The sequence below is a fragment of the Colwellia sp. MB02u-9 genome (assembly GCF_014077085.1).
Classification (GTDB): domain Bacteria; phylum Pseudomonadota; class Gammaproteobacteria; order Enterobacterales; family Alteromonadaceae; genus Cognaticolwellia.
On record NZ_JACGVF010000099.1, the window covers coordinates 137,751 to 158,369 of the forward strand.

The 20,619-nt window shown below is 38.2% G+C and carries 17 protein-coding genes; 14 read left to right on the forward strand and 3 right to left on the reverse strand.

Annotation, left to right across the window (positions count from 1 at the left end; all coding sequences use genetic code 11):
- The first annotated feature begins 323 nt into the window (after positions 1-323).
- The 7 genes from H4J65_RS15540 (at position 324) to purF (ending at position 10,952) form a co-directional block, all read left to right on the forward strand.
- Positions 324-4,439: a FimV/HubP family polar landmark protein gene (locus H4J65_RS15540; RefSeq protein WP_182198756.1), complete on the forward strand. Its 4,116-nt coding sequence runs from the start codon at positions 324-326 to the stop codon at positions 4,437-4,439.
- Between the two features lie 686 nt (positions 4,440-5,125).
- Positions 5,126-5,908, forward strand: coding sequence for a tRNA pseudouridine(38-40) synthase TruA (gene truA, locus H4J65_RS15545; protein WP_182137012.1), 783 nt, complete (start codon positions 5,126-5,128; stop codon positions 5,906-5,908).
- Between the two features lie 146 nt (positions 5,909-6,054).
- Positions 6,055-6,912, forward strand: coding sequence for an acetyl-CoA carboxylase, carboxyltransferase subunit beta (gene accD / locus H4J65_RS15550; protein WP_182137011.1), 858 nt, complete (start codon positions 6,055-6,057; stop codon positions 6,910-6,912).
- A 10-nt stretch (positions 6,913-6,922) separates the two neighbouring features.
- A complete protein-coding gene (gene folC, locus H4J65_RS15555) occupies positions 6,923-8,197 on the forward strand; it encodes a bifunctional tetrahydrofolate synthase/dihydrofolate synthase (protein ID WP_182184992.1) in 1,275 nt (424 codons plus the stop codon).
- Positions 8,198-8,215: 18 nt separating this feature from the next.
- A complete protein-coding gene (locus H4J65_RS15560) occupies positions 8,216-8,848 on the forward strand; it encodes an SPOR domain-containing protein (RefSeq protein ID WP_182184993.1) in 633 nt (210 codons plus the stop codon).
- Between the two features lie 71 nt (positions 8,849-8,919).
- Positions 8,920-9,402 carry a CvpA family protein gene (locus tag H4J65_RS15565; RefSeq protein WP_182137008.1) on the forward strand — a complete coding sequence of 161 codons (483 nt, stop codon included), beginning with the start codon at positions 8,920-8,922 and terminating at the stop codon, positions 9,400-9,402.
- A 32-nt stretch (positions 9,403-9,434) separates the two neighbouring features.
- On the forward strand, positions 9,435-10,952 hold the full coding sequence (purF, locus tag H4J65_RS15570; protein ID WP_182137007.1) for an amidophosphoribosyltransferase: 1,518 nt from the start codon (positions 9,435-9,437) through the stop codon (positions 10,950-10,952).
- Between the two features lie 130 nt (positions 10,953-11,082).
- On the opposite strand, the gene H4J65_RS15575 is transcribed toward purF, so the two are convergent.
- Positions 11,083-11,682: a Yip1 family protein gene (locus H4J65_RS15575; protein WP_182137006.1), complete on the reverse strand. Its 600-nt coding sequence runs from the start codon at positions 11,680-11,682 to the stop codon at positions 11,083-11,085.
- Between the two features lie 222 nt (positions 11,683-11,904).
- On the reverse strand, positions 11,905-12,183 hold the full coding sequence (locus H4J65_RS15580; protein WP_182198757.1) for a hypothetical protein: 279 nt from the start codon (positions 12,181-12,183) through the stop codon (positions 11,905-11,907).
- Positions 12,184-12,650: 467 nt separating this feature from the next.
- Between H4J65_RS15580 and H4J65_RS15585 the strand changes: the two genes are divergently transcribed.
- The 7 genes from H4J65_RS15585 to H4J65_RS15615 all read left to right on the forward strand — a co-directional run bounded on the left by H4J65_RS15585 (position 12,651) and on the right by H4J65_RS15615 (position 19,496).
- Entirely contained in the window at positions 12,651-12,911 is a 261-nt protein-coding gene (locus H4J65_RS15585) for a DnaJ domain-containing protein (RefSeq protein WP_182137004.1), read from the forward strand.
- Between the two features lie 57 nt (positions 12,912-12,968).
- A complete protein-coding gene (locus H4J65_RS15590) occupies positions 12,969-13,430 on the forward strand; it encodes a hypothetical protein (protein WP_182198758.1) in 462 nt (153 codons plus the stop codon).
- 84 nt (positions 13,431-13,514) lie between these two features.
- A complete protein-coding gene (locus H4J65_RS15595) occupies positions 13,515-14,168 on the forward strand; it encodes a hypothetical protein (RefSeq protein WP_259363249.1) in 654 nt (217 codons plus the stop codon).
- A gap of 323 nt (positions 14,169-14,491) precedes the next feature.
- Positions 14,492-15,421 (forward strand): DUF6178 family protein, encoded by a 930-nt coding sequence (locus H4J65_RS15600; RefSeq protein WP_182184997.1) that lies wholly within the window; start codon positions 14,492-14,494, stop codon positions 15,419-15,421.
- A 77-nt stretch (positions 15,422-15,498) separates the two neighbouring features.
- Positions 15,499-16,296 (forward strand): alpha/beta fold hydrolase, encoded by a 798-nt coding sequence (locus H4J65_RS15605; protein WP_182137000.1) that lies wholly within the window; start codon positions 15,499-15,501, stop codon positions 16,294-16,296.
- 274 nt (positions 16,297-16,570) lie between these two features.
- Positions 16,571-17,344 carry a tRNA isopentenyl-2-thiomethyl-A-37 hydroxylase MiaE gene (locus H4J65_RS15610; RefSeq protein WP_182198759.1) on the forward strand — a complete coding sequence of 258 codons (774 nt, stop codon included), beginning with the start codon at positions 16,571-16,573 and terminating at the stop codon, positions 17,342-17,344.
- A 268-nt stretch (positions 17,345-17,612) separates the two neighbouring features.
- Complete coding sequence (locus H4J65_RS15615; protein ID WP_182198760.1) at positions 17,613-19,496, forward strand: DUF885 family protein; 1,884 nt, start codon at positions 17,613-17,615, stop codon at positions 19,494-19,496.
- 332 nt (positions 19,497-19,828) lie between these two features.
- On the opposite strand, the gene H4J65_RS15620 is transcribed toward H4J65_RS15615, so the two are convergent.
- On the reverse strand, positions 19,829-20,599 hold the full coding sequence (locus tag H4J65_RS15620) for a UDP-2,3-diacylglucosamine diphosphatase (RefSeq protein WP_182198761.1): 771 nt from the start codon (positions 20,597-20,599) through the stop codon (positions 19,829-19,831).
- Between the last annotated feature and the right edge of the window lie 20 nt (positions 20,600-20,619).

Sequence of the window (20,619 nt, forward strand, 5' to 3'; positions counted from 1 at the left end):
AATAGCTAAATACCAGGCATAAAATTTAGTCAGTAGTTATTGACCTTATAAACTTTATAACGCCGTAGTTTTTCATTTTAAGCCTTAAAAATGAACAGGTAGTCAATCAACCTGATATTACAACTTGGTATTATTTAACTTTTATTAAATTAACGATAAGATAAGTATTGTCGCGTTAATTTGATAATATAGTGAAAATTAGCGAGCATTTATCCAATTATCTAGCAGCAATGATTAAGAATTGGAATGATTTTTGCTCTAAAACCTCATAGCTTGGTCCCGTCATTGTATTGGCGCATAATTATTATAAATAGGAAATTTTAATGCAAACATTGTTACGCCTGTGCCTATGGCAGGTACTTATTATTAGCATTAGCTGTTTTAGTCTACCTATTTCTGCTGACGATGGTATACGTATTCGTGGCCCACAATCGACAGATGCTTTTCCTTATGACCGTTATGGCCCGATTGTAGGCAAAGATACTTTATGGAATATTGCGCTGCAAGTGCGGCCAGACTCGGGTTTGTCTGTTTATCAAGTGATGCAAGCACTGTATGAAAATAATCCTGACTCTTTTAAAGATAAAAATTTAAATCACATGATCAATGGTCAGTATTTAAAAATCCCCTCAATTGCAGCAATGAGAGCCATTAACCCTGAAGGCGCACAACAAAAATCAGTTAGTGATGATAAAGCTTGGCAAAAGAAAGTGCTCAAAATAGCCCCTAACAAAGTGCGGCCGTCAGAAGAAACCTCGGTGAATAAAAAAGACTTAGATGATGCTAAATCAGAAATCAATGTGCAGTTACAGGCGATAGACAGTTCTCAACAGCAAAGATTCGCCACCATTCAGAATGATGTTTTAGATTCAATCGATGGCTTACAAAGTCTACTAAAAGAAAATGAAGCATTACGTCAACGCCTTACCAGCTTTACTGACCAACTGGGCGTTATGCAGAACGAAGTAGCTAAAAGCAAAGAAATAAAAGTGCAGATGGACGATATGATCTCACTGCAACAAGCTTTACTGGCAAAAGCTGAAGCTAGAGAGCAAGCTTTATTATTAGAAAAACAAAAAGCTGATCTCGAAGAAGGTAGCTTGATGTCAAGCACATGGTTTGTTGTGTTAATGGCAACCTTACCTGCCATATTAGTGTTGTCATTTTTAGCTTTTTTATACCGACGTAAAGCTAGTAGCGAAAATGTTGTGCCTACAAAGAAAGAAAAAATCGTTGAACCGACAACTAAGCCGACAACCAAACCGATAAATGAGCCAGAGTCTACAAGTGTAGACGATGAATTAGCGCTTGATGAACTTTCACTCGACGATGAATTATCAATGGATTTATCAGAGAATGATGAAGGTGATAATGATTTATTTTCCGATGACTTAGATGATTTAGACGAGCTCGAAGATATTTCTTTAGACAATGACTCGGAAACTATTTCTTTAGATGATGACATTGTTGAAGGTGAAGCCTTAGAAGGTGGTCAGTTAGACCAAGGCGACTTAGACTCCTTGTTTGCAGGATTAGAAGACGAACCGAGTACGGACGATAATACAAAGCTTGATTCAGACCAAATTGATCAAAGTGAATTAGATAGTCTATTGGCTGAGAGTGCTGAAAGTACGAAAAGTGAGTCAACAGCAAGTGACAACTCTGAAACCCTGAACGAGCCAGAAGATGTTGACGCTTTGTTGGATACCGCCAGTGAAGATATAAGTGAAGTATCAGCCCCTGAAAATACGGCACCAGAAGCGACAAGTGAAGTATCAAGCACTGATGACACTGATACATTAGAAGACTCGATAAATGATCAAACTGATTCGTCAGCAGCCAATAACCAAAAAGTGAAAGACACTGCAGCAGAAGAGACTAATGACGTATCAGCCCCCGATGATATTGATGCACTGCTAGACTCTGTAAATGATCAAAGTGATACGTCAGCAGCCAATAACCAAAAAGCGGAAGATACTGCACCAGAAGAGACTGATGACGTATCAGTCCCCGATGATATTGATGCACCGGTAGACTCGGTAAATGATCAAACTGATTCGTCAGCAGCCAAAAACCAAAAAGTGGAAGATACTGCAGCAGAAGAGACTAATGACCTATCAGCCCCCGATGATATTGATGCACCGGTAGACTCGGTAAATGATCAAAGTGATACGTTAGCAGCCAATAACCCAAAAGTTGAAGATACTGCAGCAGAAGAGACTAATGACCTATCAGCCCCCGATGATATTGATGCACCGGTAGACTCGGTAAATGATCAAAGTGATACGTCAGCAGCCAATAACCCAAAAGTTGAAGATACTGCAGCAGAAGAGACTAATGACCTATCAGCCCCCGAAGATATTGATGCATTGGTAGACTCGATAAATGATCAAAGTGATACGTCAGCAGCCAATAACCCAAAAGTTGAAGATACTGCAGCAGAAGAGACTAATGACCTATCAGGCCCCGATGATATTGATGCACTGCTAGACTCGATAAATGATCAAAGTAACACTTTACCAGTCAATGACCAAAAAGTTGAAGAAGATAACTTAGCCGCGAAGACAAGTGAAGTATCAGACCCTGATGATATTGATGCTTTGTTAGACGCAATAAATGACACAGACGAAGAAGCGAACAGTGAAGTATCAGACCCTGAAGATATTGATGCCTTATTAGACGCAATAAATGACACAGACGAAGAAGCGAGCAATGAAGTATCAGACCCTGATGATATTGATGCTTTGTTAGACGCAATAAATGACACGGGCGAAGAAGCGAGCAGTGAAGTATCAGACCCTGATGATATTGATGCTTTATTAGATTCAATAAATGACACAGACGAAGAAGCGAGCAGTGAAGTCTCAGACCCTGATGATATTGATGCTTTGTTAGACGCAATAAATGACACAGACGAAGAAGCGAGCAGTGAAGTATCAGACCCTGATGATATTGATGCTTTGTTAGACGCAATAAATGACACGGGTGAAGATGCCAGTAGTGAAGTCTCAGACCCTGATGATATTGATGCCTTATTAGATTCAATAAATGACACGGGCGAAGAAGCTAGCAGTGAAGTATCAGACCCTGATGATATTGATGCTTTGTTAGACGCAATAAATGACACAGACGAAGAAGCTAGCGGTGAAGTCTCAGACCCTGATGATATTGATGCTTTATTAGATTCAATAAATGACACGGGCGAAGAAGCTAGCAGTGAAGTATCAGACCCTGATGCAACTGCAACAACAAGTAATCTGGCTACAGCATTAGCAAGTGAGAATATCAGTAACGACGATATTGCTACTTCAGCGCCATCGGATAATGAAAATATAGCACTGATTAATAATTTTACTGATGAATATGTACAATCATTTTTAGGTACAGACTTTAGTGAACAATCGAATGAGAGTACTGACGAAACAGAGGTTGTTGAGCCGCAAAAAAGTACAAATACAGATAGTCAAACTGACACAAAGAGTCAAACTGAAAACTTAACGGCTAACAACGAAGAAATTTCAGATGATTTTGATTTCGATATTGACACTGTGATTGATGAAGTCAACCAAACGCCTGAAGCGAGTGACGCACCATTAGATATTGGTGATGATATTCTTGATACTACATTATTTGATAAAGAATTTGATAGCGATTCTGATAACGAATTGGCTAGTGATTTACTCAGTGAAAAGACTGAAAATAAAGCGGCAGAGCAAGCTAGCAGCGCTACTGATGAAGAAGACTTACCAGCATCATCTGGCGACTTCGACGAATCAACTTTAGCCAATTTGCTCAATGATGAAAAAGATAGTGATGATATGGTGGAATTATCACCAGATTTTACTGATAGCAATGTCTTAGCTGATTTACTCTCTGGTCATGATGACACTGCACCGAGCGCGGCTAAAAAAACTACAAAGAGCAACGCTGAAGAAGTTAATGGTATGAAAGAGCTTGATAACTTAGATTTTGATGACTTATTGGCCAATATTGAAGAAGAAAGTAGTCAACCTGCCAGTGATAATGGTAATGATGATTTTGACATCGGTGACGACTTTGACATAGGTGATGACCTAGAGACAGTTGAGGAAGATATAGCGCCAACAAAAGATAATGTGGATAACAAAACTGCCGATAAAGATTTTATTTCTGTAGATTCTTTGTTATTTAATAGTCTATCAGATGGTGAGCCAAGTGAACCTTATGAAAAAATGAATATTGATGTCGGTTTGAGTGAATTTCCTGAGTTTTCAGGTGACCTCACCGAAGACGATATTGATGATGACAATGGTATTGCGGCAAAATTAGATTTGGCTAAGGTGTATCTTGAGATTGGTGATGACGATAACGCCGAAGTGATTTTACTCGATGTTATTAAACAGGGTGATGCACAACAACAACTTGATGCACAGCAATTATTAGACAACCTAAAAGACTAATTAAGCTGTAGTATTTTAAGTTGGGTAAAAAGGCTGCAACTTGCAGCCTTTTTTGATCCTTTTATCGACAGAGCCATTGCATCAATTACTTTGCGAGAATCACGCGTATTGTAGGCCTAGGTTCATCGTCTCAGACTAAGCTTAAATACCTGTAGGCAAGACTTTGTGTAGGTAAAGGCCATGCTTGGTAACCGCTTATTTTTTTCCTAATGTCCTACCGTCATATCAATATCTTATGAGATCAATAACAGGCATATAGCCGTTTACACACTCACCTTAAAGCTGATTAGAAACTGATCATGGCCCAATAGATAAACCATATGAATGTGCAGAGCAACTGTGAAGATAAAGCCCAGTAAAAATATGCTTGAGCTATTTCGCACATCCAAAAGCCCTCAATATAGCGCCAAGTGAATCAATACTAAGTTGATTAATTAGCTGTTCATGTTTAATGGTTAAAATGAAAAACTATGGCGTTATAAAATTTATAAGTAGTGGAAGTTCATAGAATAACTACTGATTAAATTTTATGTCTGGTATTTATCCATTTTTCTGCATGAAAAAGGTGCTCACTTAATTCATCAAATGAGTATAATTCATTATTTTATTGGTCATTAGCCAATAGTCACTTGGTAATAATCAGTAAAATAATAGATAATGTCGTGATCTTAGCAGTGGAGGATAAAATGCGTTACGCTTTAGGCATAGAATACGATGGTAGTAACTACTACGGTTGGCAAAGACAAAAGAATGTTATTAGTGTGCAGGAGTCATTAGAAAAGGCTTTATCAAAAATAGCAAATGAACCCATTGAGGTAGTATGTGCAGGCCGAACCGATACTGGGGTCAACGCGACTAATCAGGTCATTCATTTTGAAACTGATAAAGTCCGTAAAGATGTTGCTTGGACACTAGGCGTTAATACTAACCTACCAAAAGATATTGCGGTATCTTGGGTGAAAGAGGTTAATGATGACTTTCATGCGCGCTTTAGTGCAACGGCTAGACGGTATCGTTATATTATTAATAACAATCGGTTACGGTCAGCGATTTTAAGTTCAGGTATTAGCTTTTGTCATTTTCCACTTAATGAAAATTTAATGCATCAAGCCGCACAATATTTGGTGGGTCAACACGATTTTACGTCGTTTAGAACCGTGCATTGTCAATCACATTCTCCAACCCGTACCTTGCATCATTGTAATGTTTCTCGCCAAGGTGAGTTTATTATTATTGATGTTAAAGGTAATGCGTTTTTACACCATATGGTGAGAAATATTGCCGGTAGTTTGATGAAAGTAGGTCAGGAACTAAAACCCGTTAGTTGGCTCAAAGAAGTATTAGAAGCAAAAAATCGTTGTGTTGCTGGTATTACAGCACCATCAGCTGGACTATACTTTGTTGATGTTGATTACCCTGAGGAGTTTGGCATTCCAAAGCGCAACCCAGGACCCTTGTTTTTACTATAATCAAATATTAGAAGTAAACAGACCAGTTTTTCCTATAATTATATAGGTGTTCTATGGTTTAATTCATAGTATTAGCAAAAATTTTATATTTAGTGATTGTATTTTAAACAATTATTAGATCTTTCGTGTATAGGCAAAAATATATTATGAGCTGGATTGAAAAGATTCTCCCAAAAGCAAAGTCGACACAAAAAAGAAATATTCCAGAAGGTGTTTGGAGTAAGTGTACTAGCTGTAACGCGGTTCTATATAAAATTGAGTTAGACCGACAGATGTCGGTTTGTCCAAAGTGTGATCATCACATGCGAATTTCTGCACGTAAACGCATTGACGGTTTTCTTGACCAAGGCGAGCGAGTCGAGCTAGGTGAAGAATTTGAAGCACAAGATATTCTCAAGTTTAAAGACTCAAAACGCTATAAAGATCGTCTTTCTGCTGCGAAAAAAAGTACCGGTGAAAAAGATGCCTTGGTGGTTATGAGAGGTGAATTACATGGGCAACCTATTGTTGTTGCTGCATTTGAATTCGGCTTCTTAGGTGGCTCAATGGCGTCTGTTGTTGGCGCTCGTTTTGTTAAAGGTGTTGAGTACTGTTTAGCAAATAATGTACCTTTTGTTTGTTTTTCTGCTAGTGGCGGTGCGCGTATGCAAGAAGCATTGTTTTCATTAATGCAAATGGCAAAAACCAGTGCAGCTTTAGCAAAAATGAGTGAAAAAGGTTTACCTTATATATCAGTATTAACCGATCCAACTATGGGTGGTGTTTCAGCAAGTTTGGCGATGCTAGGTGATATTAACGTGGCTGAACCCAAAGCATTGATTGGTTTTGCCGGCCCGCGCGTTATTGAACAAACGGTACGTGAAAAACTACCTGAAGGTTTTCAGCGCAGTGAGTTCTTAAAAGAGAAAGGCGCGATTGACATCATTGTTGACCGCCGTGAAATGCGCAGTACTTTAGCAAGAATGCTTGCTAAGTTTATGGGACAAGATAGCCCAGCAGCCTAACGGTAAACTCATGTCAAAAATGACTCAAAGCCATTCACAAAGAAAAAATCTTACTGAATGGCTTTCTTATTTAGAAAGCATTCACTCAGTCGAAATAGAGCTTGGCTTAAAGCGTATTACCGCTGTGGCGAAAAATCTTAATATTGCTTTTCCTAGGTCAACGGTGATTACCGTTGCTGGCACTAATGGCAAGGGCACTACCTGTGCTTTTCTAGAAAATGCATTTTTAGCACAAAACTTAACTTGTTCAGTTTACTCTTCACCTCATATTGAGCGCTTTAATGAGCGTTTGCGCCTTAATCGCTGTGAAGTGAGTGACAAGGCACTCGTGAGTGCTTTTGAAACTATAGAAAGCGCCCGTGGCGATATTAGCCTAACCTACTACGAATACACTACATTAGCGGCTTTGTTGGTTTTAATGGCCGAACAGCCCGAGGTTATTATTCTAGAAGTTGGCTTAGGTGGACGTTTAGATGCGACTAACATGATCGACGCCGATATTGCCGTCATTACCACTATTGATTTAGATCACCAAGCATTTTTGGGTAACACGCGAGAAGCTATTGGTTTCGAAAAAGCGGGCATAATGCGGGCAAATAAAGTGGTGGTAGTGGGTGATACTAATCCACCTAGCTCATTAATCACTCACGCTAACGATATTGGTGCTATAGCGTATTCTCGCGAGCAAAAATTTACTGTTGAACAAGGCGATAATAACACTTGGCATTGGCGCAGTAGTCACCAGGTTTTTTCAGCACTGACTCCTTGCCAAATACCCCAAGACAACGTGGCAACAGCGATTATGGTGTTGAGTGTTTTAGCGGATAAACTCAGTTTATCGTTAGATAGTGCCTTTATCAATCAGGTTATTACTCAAACAAAAGTCGCGGGGAGAATGGAAAAATTTACTCTTGATTGTGATGTTATTTTAGACGTTGGTCATAATCCACAAGCGGCGCGATATTTAGCAGCACAATTGCAGCAGTTAAACTATCCTAAGGTTCATGCTGTGCTAGGCATGTTGGCAGATAAAGATATCACCAACACCATAGCACCACTATTGCCAGAAGTTGCGCATTGGTATATAGGTACGCTTGATATTAACAGAGGCTGTGAAGCAAAAAAAATCCTTGAAGCTACAGAAATAGACCCGGCTAAGGTGAATTGTTTTGACAATGTCTCTCAGGCATTTAAAATGGCTAAAAAGAATGCAAAAGCAACTGATCTTATTCTGGTTTTCGGATCTTTCTATACGGTTGCTGAAATAAGACGTTTGTTAGTTTAGCCATGCTTGGAGTCTAATTTGTCTACACCATTTCAAAATCGTTTAGTGGGTACCATTATTGTTGCAGCTATCGCCATCATATTTTTACCTGATGTACTTGATGGTGACAAAAAAACTTACCAAGATAACTTTGAGGCCATTCCAAGCACACCTCAGGTAGACTTTTTGCAAGCCAAAAAAAGCTTTCCAGAAGAAAAACTGGCTAATTTACCCGTAGAGTCTATTTCTGATGAGCTTGCCCTGGACGAGCAAAGTGTTATCGACTCAGCAAAAGCCCTTAAGGAAAAAGGTGTTACCGTCTCTACTTTATCCAAAGAGCCTGATTTTTCAGCTGCGCCGGCAGTCGCGTCAGCAAAAACTTTGGTGACTGAAACCATAAAAAAAGCACCTAGCAAAGCAATACCTCAACAGGCGTGGGTCATTCAATTGGGCAGTTTTCGTCATCAAAATAATGTTGATGACTTACTCAGTAAATTACAAAAAGCCGGCTACACCGCCTTTACTAAGCCTATTAAAACTAAAAATGGTAATTTGACCAAGGTGTGTATTGGACCTGAATTGATCAAGTCATCCTTGGAAGCACAGTTACCGGCATTGAAAAAGTTGACTAATGTGCAAGGTAAAGTGGCTCGCTTTTATCCAGCTAAATAATAAAATTAATAGTAAATCCTAGTCGCCTTCTGATAGAATGCGCGCCTCTAATCAATGAGAATATTCGATTTATGGTTTGGATAGATTATACCATTTTGGCTGTCATTGGCATTTCAGCTTTAATTAGCTTAGTGCGTGGCTTTGTCAAAGAAGCGGTTTCATTAATTGTCTGGATCAGCGCCTTTTTTGTCGCTAGCAGCTTCTATGTTAACTTGTCGACCCAACTCACCAATATTTCTGATCAACTGCTGCGTAACGCCGCCTCGATTACCATTTTATTTATCTCCACCTTAATATTAGGTGCGCTTATTAATTACATCATTGGTCAACTTGTTAGCAAAACCGGTTTGTCTGGTACCGATAGGGTACTGGGTATCGTATTCGGGGCGTTAAGAGGTGTATTAATTATAGCTGCGGTATTATTTTTTATGGATGCGTTTACGCCCGCGTCATCTAGAGCATGGTGGCAGAATTCACAATTAGTTCCAGAATTTACATTAATAGTTGAATGGTTTTTTGAGTATCTCAAACAATCATCAAGTTTTTTAGCTTAGTATTTAAACTTAGTTCGTCGGAGAAAAAATTCATGTGTGGTATTGTTGGTATTGTTGGTAAAACACCCGTTGTTACAGCTTTATATGATGGCTTAACGGTATTACAGCATCGTGGCCAAGACGCAGCAGGTATCGTGACTATTCACGATGATACCTTTAGATTGCGAAAAGGTAACGGTTTGGTGAAAGATGTTTTTCATACCCGCCATATGTTACGTCTGCAAGGTAATATGGGTATTGGTCATATTCGTTATCCAACGGCAGGAACATCAAGTTCATCAGAAGCGCAGCCATTTTATGCCAACTCACCTTTTGGTATTTCTCTAGCGCATAACGGCAATTTAACTAATGCCGAAGAGTTAAAGTTATGGCTTAACAGAGAAGCCCGTCGTCATGTCAATACGACATCTGACTCCGAATTATTATTAAATATTTTAGGTCACGAACTACAGAACTCAGAGCAACATACATTAGACCCAAGTGATATTTTTAAAGCCGTAAGCAATGTTCACAAACGTGTACGTGGTGCCTATGCTACGGTTGCCTTGATTATTGGTTACGGTATGGTGGCATTTCGTGATCCTAATGGTATTCGTCCCTTGGTATTTGGTAAGCGCGAAACATCATCAGGTGTTGAATATATGGTGGCGTCTGAATCGGTAGCACTTGATGCTAACGAATTTGAGTTTGTGCGTGATGTTGCTCCTGGAGAAGCGATATTCTTTACTGAATCGGGTGAAATTCATAGCCAACAATGTGCTGAAAATCCATCATTTCATCCCTGTATTTTTGAATACGTCTATTTTGCTCGTCCTGACTCATCTATCGACAAAATTTCAGTTTACGGTTCTCGTGTTGAAATGGGTAAAAAGCTGGGTGATAAAATTGCCAAAGAATGGGACGACATCGATATTGACGTTGTTATTCCTATTCCAGAAACCTCTTGTGATACCGCATTAGAGATTGCCCGTCACCTTAATATTCCATATCGCCAAGGTTTTGTTAAAAATCGTTATATTGGCCGTACTTTTATTATGCCAGGACAAGAACTGCGTAAAAAATCAGTACGTCGCAAGCTTAATGCCATTGGTACAGAGTTTTTGGGCAAAAATGTTTTGTTAGTTGATGACTCTATCGTACGTGGCACAACGTCAGGACAAATTATTGAGATGGCTCGTGCCGCCGGTGCTAAAAAAGTGTATTTTGCTTCAGCTGCACCAGAGATTCGTTTCCCTAACGTTTACGGCATTGACATGCCAAGTGCTAATGAGTTAATTGCTCATGGTCGTGAACTGGACGATATCTGCGAGCTTATCGGTGCAGATAAACTGATTTTTCAAACACTAGAAGATTTGGTTGCGGCTGTTTCAATACAAAATCCAGATATTACTGAATTTGAAACCTCAGTTTTTAATGGCGAATATGTCACTAAGGACATAGATCAAAGCTATTTAGACCGATTAGACGCTTTGCGCAATAACGACACTAAAGAAACCTCTGATAAAAATGCTGACTCAATTATTGATATGCATAATGAAGGTTCAGAATAATTACCTAAATTTTAAATACTAAATCTTTGATATTAAAAAACCGCTAATTAAGCGGTTTTTTTATGTTCAAGAAAAAGGGTATGTCGTGATCACATAGCTGTGAACGCACGACGATGTTTATTCTGTGTTGTTAGCTAATATATTCAACGCCTAAGCCAGAACTAAAAACGATAGCACTTGCTGCCATGAGTGCCACAATCAGTACTAGACCACAAGTTACAACAGAGCTTGAATAAATAAAGCCTTTTTCTTCAGGTATATTCATCATAATGGGTACACCTGAATAAAGCAGATATACCGAGTAACACAGCGCGGCTAACCCGGCTAGAGTTACAAACCAAAGCACTGGAAATAGCGCAGCTAAACCAACCATCAATAAAGGTGTTGCTGCGTAGGCGGCTAGTTCTAATGACTGGGTGAAGTTTGGTGTTGAATCAAAGGTTTTTGCCATCCATTGAATTAAAACGGCTAGGGAAAGTACACCTATAATTAAACCAATATACATAGCGATTGACATAAAGATTGCATTTGATTCAGTCAATCGAATCGGATCGCCTGCGCCTATTGCCCAGCCAATGTGTGCAGTAGCATAATAGCCACAAATGGCGGGAATTAAGGCTATGGTGAGAATATGCACCATAGAATAGGTTAAGCTCTCGTGACGCTTCTCAATAGTTTGCCATTCTTTTTTAGGTGCAGTATAAAGCCCCCAGATATGATTTAAGATCATGTTATGTACCTCTCTCTGTACTGTAGCCCAAAATATTGCAGATATAAGTAAAAATCTGCGACCTGACTTTAAATCAACGTTATTTTTTTTATTGTTGATATGCTATTTATGTAAGATGAAGAGGGATTCGTCAAGGCTTGTTTGATATTTAGACGTAAATATATTTCTTTAGCCATCTATCAGTCTGCTAATTTGTCTTTTAGACAAATTAGCAGACTTTAATTAGCAGACTTTAATGCGCACAATCTTCATGACTTCAAGTTCAAAACCTGCAACCGTTTCTTTAGTGGCATAATAGGTAATATTGACCTGTTGGTTGTGTAACGACTTATAAAGTTTTTTTCTACGATACTTAAAAGGTACATCAATACCCTTTAGCATAATGGTATTTAGGTACCAATGGTCAACTTCACGCTGCACATGTGAGAGCACAGTTTTTTGCTCACTATGAGTAAGTGCCTGGTGTTTATTTGTTAGTGATTCAGCGTCAGTTTGTTTCATTGTGGTATTCACTATGTTTTTGTTAAAAATAAGTTCGTCAGGTTAACTTGTTAAGGAAATATTATAACAAATAGTGCCACTTTATTTTAGCTAATTGCTGACTTTTAACGCTATCTTTGAATAGTTATTAGTAAAAATGAATTATTATTGAGTTATTTAAACGTCGATAATTGATTAATTCCAAAGCAAAGTTACTCTTTATTGCCATAGCAGGCAGGTAAGTTGTTGCGAAAATCGTTTATCAAGATAGCCGGGCGTTGAAATATAAGCTGTGGTGAGTAGCAGCTTAGTAAAAACGATTAAACTGCTGAAAAATAATCAGTTAAAATTAATAGCCATTAATATCTGACGATCAAACAATAAATAAGTAAACATAATGGTGTTAATAATATAACTGTCAAGGTAAAATTGGCGCTATTGTGGTAACCGTTATTTTATGTGGTCTAGTAAAAGGTAATTGAAGGTTTATGGATTATTTTGAACAGTTAGGTGTTAGTAGAGTATCGACCACCTTAGAGATTAAAAAAGCTTATCGAAAACTCGCTAATAAATATCATCCAGACAGAAATGATAGTGTTGAAGCTAAAGAAAAATTTCAATTAATTCAGCAAGCTTATGATGTTATTGCGGATCCAAAAAAACGATCTTTATATTTAAAAAATAACTATACCGTTATCACTGATCCTCGAGAAATTGCTGACTCCTTTTGGCAAAGCGCTTTAAGTTAGGTAGTTATTAAGCTTTACATGAGTTTCTCAATTAGCCTCTCCATTAGGAAATAAAGAATGTCATCAGAAACCAATATTCCTGATTATTTAACCGATGATTTTTCTCTGTATTTAGAGAATATGACCTCGTTAGCTGATCCTGAAAATCCTGACTTATTATCAAACTATGTCGCGACGCTCTTCGAACAATTAAAGCAAATGCCATTATTATTTACTGGCATGGTTGATCAATTAGCGATGGCGATATCAACTAAAATTAAAATTGACAGTAAAAGCCTAGAAAAAATTTGTTTTACCCCTGAGCCTTCATGGGATGAAGTAAAACCTTTTGTTGGAGTACACACAGATGCTCGAACTTGTATTACTGAGATAATGACGCATGCAGAACAAGACCTAAAAATTGCTGTTTTATTGATTCATTTTTATAACCGCTATGATGCGACACCTTTAAGAACGCAAGAAGATGAAGACGATCAAGTCACAGATGATGAATATAATGACTATGATGAGAATTACTAAGGCGATAAACAATAGATTTTATAAAATTTGCATTGAACAAAATAAAAATTTTATTCATTACTCAATAGATATCAGTTTTAAGGAATGACCTTGACAAAAAATGCATTAATTCTTGCTAGCGACATTATTGAACAAGCACAACTGAGTGGTCGACGTGCCGGCACCTCACTAGAAGCGATTGCCTCTGAACAAGGCGATGAGAAAATGCTTGCGGTACTAACAGAGATGGATATTTTAACCGTAGCTAAAATTGTGCGAGAGCATGATGCTACCATACCTTCTATTGCCACCTGGTTAATGGATGCAGATTCAATTAAACAACTATTAAACGTTGAACCCTCATACTGGCAAAATATCGATGAAGACCATGTGTTTTGTGCGCAAACAGAAGCACACAGTTTATTAACACAAATATTTCTCTCCTCTGATGATGAAGAAAAACAATTAGAAGTATTAAAAGCTATTGTGGAAGACGATTTTGGTCTTTTATATTTATCGTTACCCTTTATCGGTCACGATTTTTCTGAATTAGAAGAAGATGAAGAACAAACATCAGGCAGCCTTGAAGAACTGTTAATGAAAATAAAAACACTAAGCGAAGAAGCTTATCGTGAAGTGATGACAGTTAGCAGCAATGGTACACTTGAGAATATTGAAAACTCGCTAAAACAAAATGCCAATAAACATCGCGTTACAGCCCTTGAAATGGACACCGACGATATGTTCGCGCCACTGTAATGTATAAATATTGTATTTAGAGCCTGTTGACTATTGAAGATTGAAGATTGAACTTCAGCTTTGGACAACAAAAACCCATCAATTAGAGATTGAAAATATTGTTGGGTTGCTCTAATAAACAATGAAAAATTTAAGCTTAAGCTTTTTAAACTATCTGCAAAGGCTCGGGGCTATTTACCCGGCTAACGTTGTTTGTCGTTTACCTAGCATAATCAAGAGAGATTCTTTATTGTTTGGCATAAAACAAGCGCCAGCAGAGATAAAGACAAAAGCTTAAGCCAAGCTCACCAATAGCAACCGCTTTAATTGATTGGGATCCATCAATGACCATTGCAAAGTTAAGAAATCATCCTTTTTTACTTTTAGTATTAAAAGATGGTGAAAATGACGGCTATTTTACCGCCGAATTTATCCGTAAAACCAAACAACAATTAATTGATATGTCGTTGAGGATAGCCTCTGATAATCTCTCAATAATTTATGCCGATCAAATAAAAAAAGGCTGTGAAATTGTATTAGGCATGAGTAACTTAGGTTTATTAGAACTTTGTGATAACGATACTGAGCAAGCAAAGGCGATACTAAAAACCCATGGTGTCGTTTACTGCTTTAGGGCCGGCTGGGCAAAGTATGCTCAGTTAAAAACCATATCAGCGTCATATTTCGACAGTATTTCTATTTTTTCCTATGCTTTAGCGATTAATGACACCTCAGATATTCGCCTTATGCATGCCGCGTTAGTAAATGAAGGCTATCAAAGTGCTAAGCTTTTACAAGTCTATAAAACTATTGCTGCGAGCTATTGCGCTAGCACCATACTCATTGATAGTGATGAAGAGGTATTGAAATTTGAATTACAACGATTTCTTAACAGCGCTATTGCATTATTACTGATCGATTCTGATAAAAAGACCTTTACCCATAGCTTATATCAACAGTTAACGACTTACCTTTTGAGTACAGAAAAAGAGCGAGTGCTGATTAAAATAGAGTCTTGTATTCTTAGCTTTACTGAAAAGTTATCACTATTAACCAAAAGTGATCTTCAAGCGCTAGCTTTATTGGATTTTACTGAACTCAAGGGTATTATTCACCAGCAAGAAAATATCGCTGTTTATATACAAGAAATATTAGAGCTACCTATCACTGTTGCCAATGAGTTGAATGGTGACTTTGATGGCGGTTACGACTTTCATGCTGATGATGAAGACGATATTGCCTACTTAAGACCAGATGCCTCATCACATCAGTAGGTATTTGAGCGATTTTTTTTTAAATTAGTTATACTCGTCGATATTAAATTTGTATATATAACAGGTCACTTGCAGTAATGATAAAACCAATTCTTTTTCATACTATTTATCCACATAAAACAAGTAAAGAATGGGTGGTTTTTGTCCATGGAGCTGGTGGTAGTTCTGCGGTATGGTTTCGTCAGATCAGAGCGTTCCAACAACAGCATAATGTGCTCTTGTTGGACCTTCGAGGCCATGGAAAATCAAATCAGTTAGTCAAAAGCTTTGTCGGCAGTCATTATTCTTTTAATAAAGTCTCTGAAGATATTATTGATGTCTTAGATCATAATAATATTGCTTGTGCACATTTTGTTGGCATTTCGTTAGGCACTATTATCATTCGTAACATAGCTGAAATTGCACCAACGTACGTATCAAGTATGGTTTTAGGTGGTGCTATTACACGTTTTAACGTGCGCAGTAATATTTTAGTTTATTTGGGCAATACCTTTAAACATTGCTTACCCTATATGTGGTTGTACCGTTTATTTGCTTTTATTATGATGCCGAAAAAACGCCATAAAGAATCTCGTCATTTATTTGTTCGCGAAGCTAAGCGTTTGTGCCAGAAAGAATTTATTCGTTGGTTCAAATTAGCCATGGATGTTAACCCTTTAATGCGCTACTTCAAAGAGAAGGAAATCGACATACCTATTCTTTATATTATGGGTAAAGAAGACCATATGTTTCTAGAGCCGGTAAAAGAGATGGTTAAGCGACACAAAAATAGTTTATTACATACCATTCATCAATGCGGCCATGTCTGTAATGTTGAGAGCCCAGATGTGTTTAATAAACACTCTTTAGATTTTATAGCCCAGCAAAATAGCTAAACGGCTTTATTGGTATGAAACTACTATATGAAAGTTCACACTAAATAACGCGCAAGCAGAGTTGTTGAAACAAGCCTAGTCAATATATTTTAGTCACGTTAAATACCTACTCTACGCTAGAAGTATGCACATAACATATCTTAATGGCGGCGAGTTAGCCCTTGTATGGTTTGTTACAGAGAGAAAATTCACTCCATGATTTACCAATATTCCCACTCATAAATTCATGATGAAATAGTCATGATTTCTAAGCCTATAGCGAGATACCTTACCTGTGACCACAGAAAAACTTTTAGCCCCAATCAAGTCATTCTTAAAATGTGAAACACCACAAGCATGGCTTGATGAAGCGGCGAAAAAAGAAAACTTATCGATTCTGTTAATTGATCACCTGATATGCGAGCTTAAAGCCGCACAATCTGCGATGTTTTTCATCCGAAAATATGTGGTTGATAAAGCCAGTGGGGATGCATTATTAGCTTGGTTACAACCTTTTGAAACCCTAATATACAAGCGAGAAGGTGATTGGCGTTCATTAGCAACTAAAAATAAACTGACAAAATCAGTGATCCCAAAAGCAAATTCTCCTTATGGGCAAAGTTTGATTGATAAAATGGTCTTGTTAATAAAAGAAGAGCTGCATCATTTTTATCAGGTCTTAGAAATTATGGATGAATACGGTGTTGAATATCGTAGTATTACCCCATGTCGCTATGCTAAAGGCATGTTAAAGCACGTTAAAACCTTCGAACCTGATGCACTTATCGACAAATTAATTGTTGGAGCTTATATTGAAGCAAGATCTTGTGAACGTTTTGCTATGCTGGCGCCATTGGTTGATAAACGCTTGGGCGACTTTTATATCTCTTTACTTCGTTCTGAAGCGCGACATTATCAAGACTACCTAACACTGGCAAAAGAAATCTCAGGCCCAGAACAAAGTGACAAAGTTGATAGTCGTATTGCTTACTTTGCTGAGGTAGAAAGCCAATTAATCATCAGCCCAGATAATGATTTTAAATTTCATAGCGGTGCACCATCATTTTAGTGGCGAAAACCACCTTAGCTGTTTAACTTGCTCAATAATGACTAAAGGCAATCGTTACCGAAAAATCCCATCTATTACAGTGAATAATTAAAACCCTATTACCCTATTATATATTTTCGGTTGTAGGGTTTATACCTACCCAATGATCAATAATGTCGGATAAAATTTTTAATTCTCACCATAACTCGCTAGACTGCTAACAGGCGTTTTAATGCGCTGCCTATGAATATGATATTTATATAAAATACAATAATAAGGAAAATAATTGATGCGCACTATAATTGCATTAGTTGGAGCTGTGGCCTGTTTGTCTGCCTGCCAACCTAATAGTTCAACACAAAAGTCCATTCAAGCACCGACCGAAGTGTCGGTAATTCAACCGGTTGAACAAAATAAACTTAGCGAGTCGCAACGATTAAATGAATGGTTTGCGGTTAAATATGAAGAGCAGCTGCAAAGCAACCCAATCATGTTGACGTTTTTAGGGCGAAAAGAGCAGTACGATCAAATCAATGATATGACTGAAGCTTTTGAGCAAAAGCAATTGGCATGGCAAGCGGCAACGGTTGCTGAGTTAAGTGCTAATTTTGATTACAACAAATTAACCGCCGAGGCTAAAATATCATACGATATTTGGCTTTATCAGTATGAACAAGCTAAAGCCGGTCAAAAGTTTAACAATAACAATTATATCTTTACTCAATTCAATGGCATTCAAGCCTTTGCCGCGCAGTTTTTAATTAACTTTCATCGTGTTGATGAGTTAAGCGATATGCAGGCATATATCAAACGTATTGGCGGTATTAGTACGGCAATTAGTCAATTATTGCTGCGAGCAAAAGAAAATGCTGCGTTAGGTACACGGCCACCAAAATTTGCTTACGAAGGTGTTATTGAACAGGCAGGTAATTTGATTACGGGTCGTCCATTTTCAAATGCAAAAAGCGCAAGTGATTCGCCACTTTGGCTAGATGCTCAGAAAAAAATTAAAACGCTAGTTGACGCTAAAAAAATTACGGCAGCACAAGCAAAAACTTTAGAGTCAGACGCGAAAAAGCAACTGCTTGAAGCCTTTTTACCAAGTTACCAAGCGTTAATTGCCTGGTTTGAAAGTGACATAGTCAACACAGTGAGTAACCCAACAGGCGTTTCATCACAAAAAAATGGTCAAGCATTTTATAATTATATGATTGGCGCTTCAACAACCACTGAATTATCTGCTGATGAAATTTATGACATTGGTGTTAAAGAAGTCGCGCGTATCACCGATGAGATGATCGCGATTAAAGACCGTGTTGGTTTTGAAGGCGACTTACCCGCGTTTTTTAATTATATCAAAACGGATGAACAGTTTTTTTATCCGAATACTGACGAAGGGCGACAAGGTTATATTAGTGATACTGAAGCTTATTTAGGTTTTATTAATGAGCAACTACCCCAATACTTTGGCCTGTTGCCAAAGGCTGATTTAGTGGTTAAGCGCGTAGAAGCCTTTAGAGAACAAGATGGCGCGGCTCAACATTATAACCCAGGTACGCCAGACGGTAGTCGTTCAGGGGTTTATTATGCGCATTTATCTGATATGTCAGCCATGCCAAAAAATGAAATGGAAGGCGTGGCTTACCATGAAGGTAATCCGGGCCATCATATGCAAATTTCCATCGCACAAGAGCTAACATCAGTGCCACAGTTTCGTCGGCAAGCTAACTTTACTGCCTATAGCGAAGGTTGGGGTTTATATGCTGAATTGCTAGCGAAAGAGATGGGCGCTTATCAAGATGACTTTTCTGATTTTGGTCGACTGGTGAATGAAATGTGGCGCGCCGTCCGTTTGGTGGTTGATACGGGTTTACATGCAAAAGGCTGGACTGAAGCGCAAGCTATTGCTTACTTTAAAGAAAAAACACCTATTGCTGAAGAAGCTATTGTTTCTGAAGTGCGTCGATATTTAGTGCTACCTGGTCAAGCAACCGCCTATAAAATTGGCATGCTGAAAATATTAGCCTTACGTGAAAATGCTCAACAAACACTCGGTGATCGTTTTGACATTCGAGGCTTCCACGATACCGTGCTTGGTGGCGGTGCTATGCCATTAGCGATATTAGAGCGAAGAGTGAATGACTGGGTAAGTAGCCAAATGCCTAAGTCGTGATCAACCCTAGGTAGTTATTAGCTTTATTAATGAAGTGCCTGAATGAAAGTGCTTGAATGAAAGTGCCTGAGTGAAAATTCAGGCACTTTTTTATATTCAAGATGAATGGTATGCCAAGATCATAGGGCCGCTATTAGCCATTGAGGTCATTGTGCCGGCATTAGGCTAATAACTTACATTCATGTGAAAATATGATGCCACGGCATTAATACTTCCATGGGCATCGATGGTGCAAGCGTGACGATATTTAGGGTAATAAGTAGAGTTAGACAGGGTGATTTTTTACTTAAATCACCACTAGTAGGCTGATAAAATGTGCTCAGAAAAAGCGCTTATGACTTATTTAGCTCAAATGGGCTGTCCATTAATTCCATGCTATCAGGCGTGACTTTAAGCCAAGCACCTTGCTCGTACCAATCACCCAGTACAATACGCTTTGCTGCTTTTTTGTTGGCTTTTATTTCATGTACCGCAGGTCTGTGCGTATGGCCGTGGATCAAAATCTGACTTTGGTATTGCTCTAAACACTGAAGAACTTCGCTGGGCGTAACATCCATAATGTCTTGTGATTTCATCGCTGTGGCTGTCGCACTTTGGTCACGATAATTATTAGCAATTTTTCGTCGAACAAATAAAGGTAAGCTTTTGATCATCGCTTGCCACCACCAACTACGTGATTTTTTACGAAAAGCCTGATAGCTAACATCGCGAGTACAAAGGGTATCACCGTGCATAATAATCACAGGCTTACCATATAAGTCTATTAAGGTGACCTCGGGTAATAGTTGCATACCGGATTGCTTAGCAAAACGTTTACCTAATAAAAAATCACGATTACCATGAATAAAATAAATTTTACAACCAAGTGCTGATAGTGCTTTTATCGCTTGAGATATGTCTAGAATAAAAAGGCTATCGTCATCGTCGCCAATCCAGTATTCGAATAAATCGCCTAAAATATATAATACTTGTGCTTTAGGTGCTTCGTTTTTTAAAAACGCTAAAAAACAGGCCGTTATATCGGGCCTGTTTTGCGCAAGATGTAAATCAGCAATAAAATAAGTTAAAGCTGATTTATTGCTCAAGTGAGAAATATCGCTCATGGCGTTAACGTGCGTATTTA

Coding starts and splice junctions, on each gene's coding strand:
- H4J65_RS15540 (WP_182198756.1), top strand. CDS start 324: ATGCAAACATTGTTACGCCTGTGCCTATGGCAGGTACTTATTATTAGC.
- truA (WP_182137012.1), top strand. CDS start 5,126: ATGCGTTACGCTTTAGGCATAGAATACGATGGTAGTAACTACTACGGT.
- accD (WP_182137011.1), top strand. CDS start 6,055: ATGAGCTGGATTGAAAAGATTCTCCCAAAAGCAAAGTCGACACAAAAA.
- folC (WP_182184992.1), top strand. CDS start 6,923: ATGTCAAAAATGACTCAAAGCCATTCACAAAGAAAAAATCTTACTGAA.
- H4J65_RS15565 (WP_182137008.1), top strand. CDS start 8,920: ATGGTTTGGATAGATTATACCATTTTGGCTGTCATTGGCATTTCAGCT.
- purF (WP_182137007.1), top strand. CDS start 9,435: ATGTGTGGTATTGTTGGTATTGTTGGTAAAACACCCGTTGTTACAGCT.
- H4J65_RS15575 (WP_182137006.1), bottom strand. CDS start 11,682: ATGATCTTAAATCATATCTGGGGGCTTTATACTGCACCTAAAAAAGAA.
- H4J65_RS15580 (WP_182198757.1), bottom strand. CDS start 12,183: ATGAAACAAACTGACGCTGAATCACTAACAAATAAACACCAGGCACTT.
- H4J65_RS15585 (WP_182137004.1), top strand. CDS start 12,651: ATGGATTATTTTGAACAGTTAGGTGTTAGTAGAGTATCGACCACCTTA.
- H4J65_RS15590 (WP_182198758.1), top strand. CDS start 12,969: ATGTCATCAGAAACCAATATTCCTGATTATTTAACCGATGATTTTTCT.
- H4J65_RS15595 (WP_259363249.1), top strand. CDS start 13,515: ATGACCTTGACAAAAAATGCATTAATTCTTGCTAGCGACATTATTGAA.
- H4J65_RS15600 (WP_182184997.1), top strand. CDS start 14,492: ATGACCATTGCAAAGTTAAGAAATCATCCTTTTTTACTTTTAGTATTA.
- H4J65_RS15605 (WP_182137000.1), top strand. CDS start 15,499: ATGATAAAACCAATTCTTTTTCATACTATTTATCCACATAAAACAAGT.
- H4J65_RS15615 (WP_182198760.1), top strand. CDS start 17,613: ATGCGCACTATAATTGCATTAGTTGGAGCTGTGGCCTGTTTGTCTGCC.
- H4J65_RS15620 (WP_182198761.1), bottom strand. CDS start 20,599: ATGAGCGATATTTCTCACTTGAGCAATAAATCAGCTTTAACTTATTTT.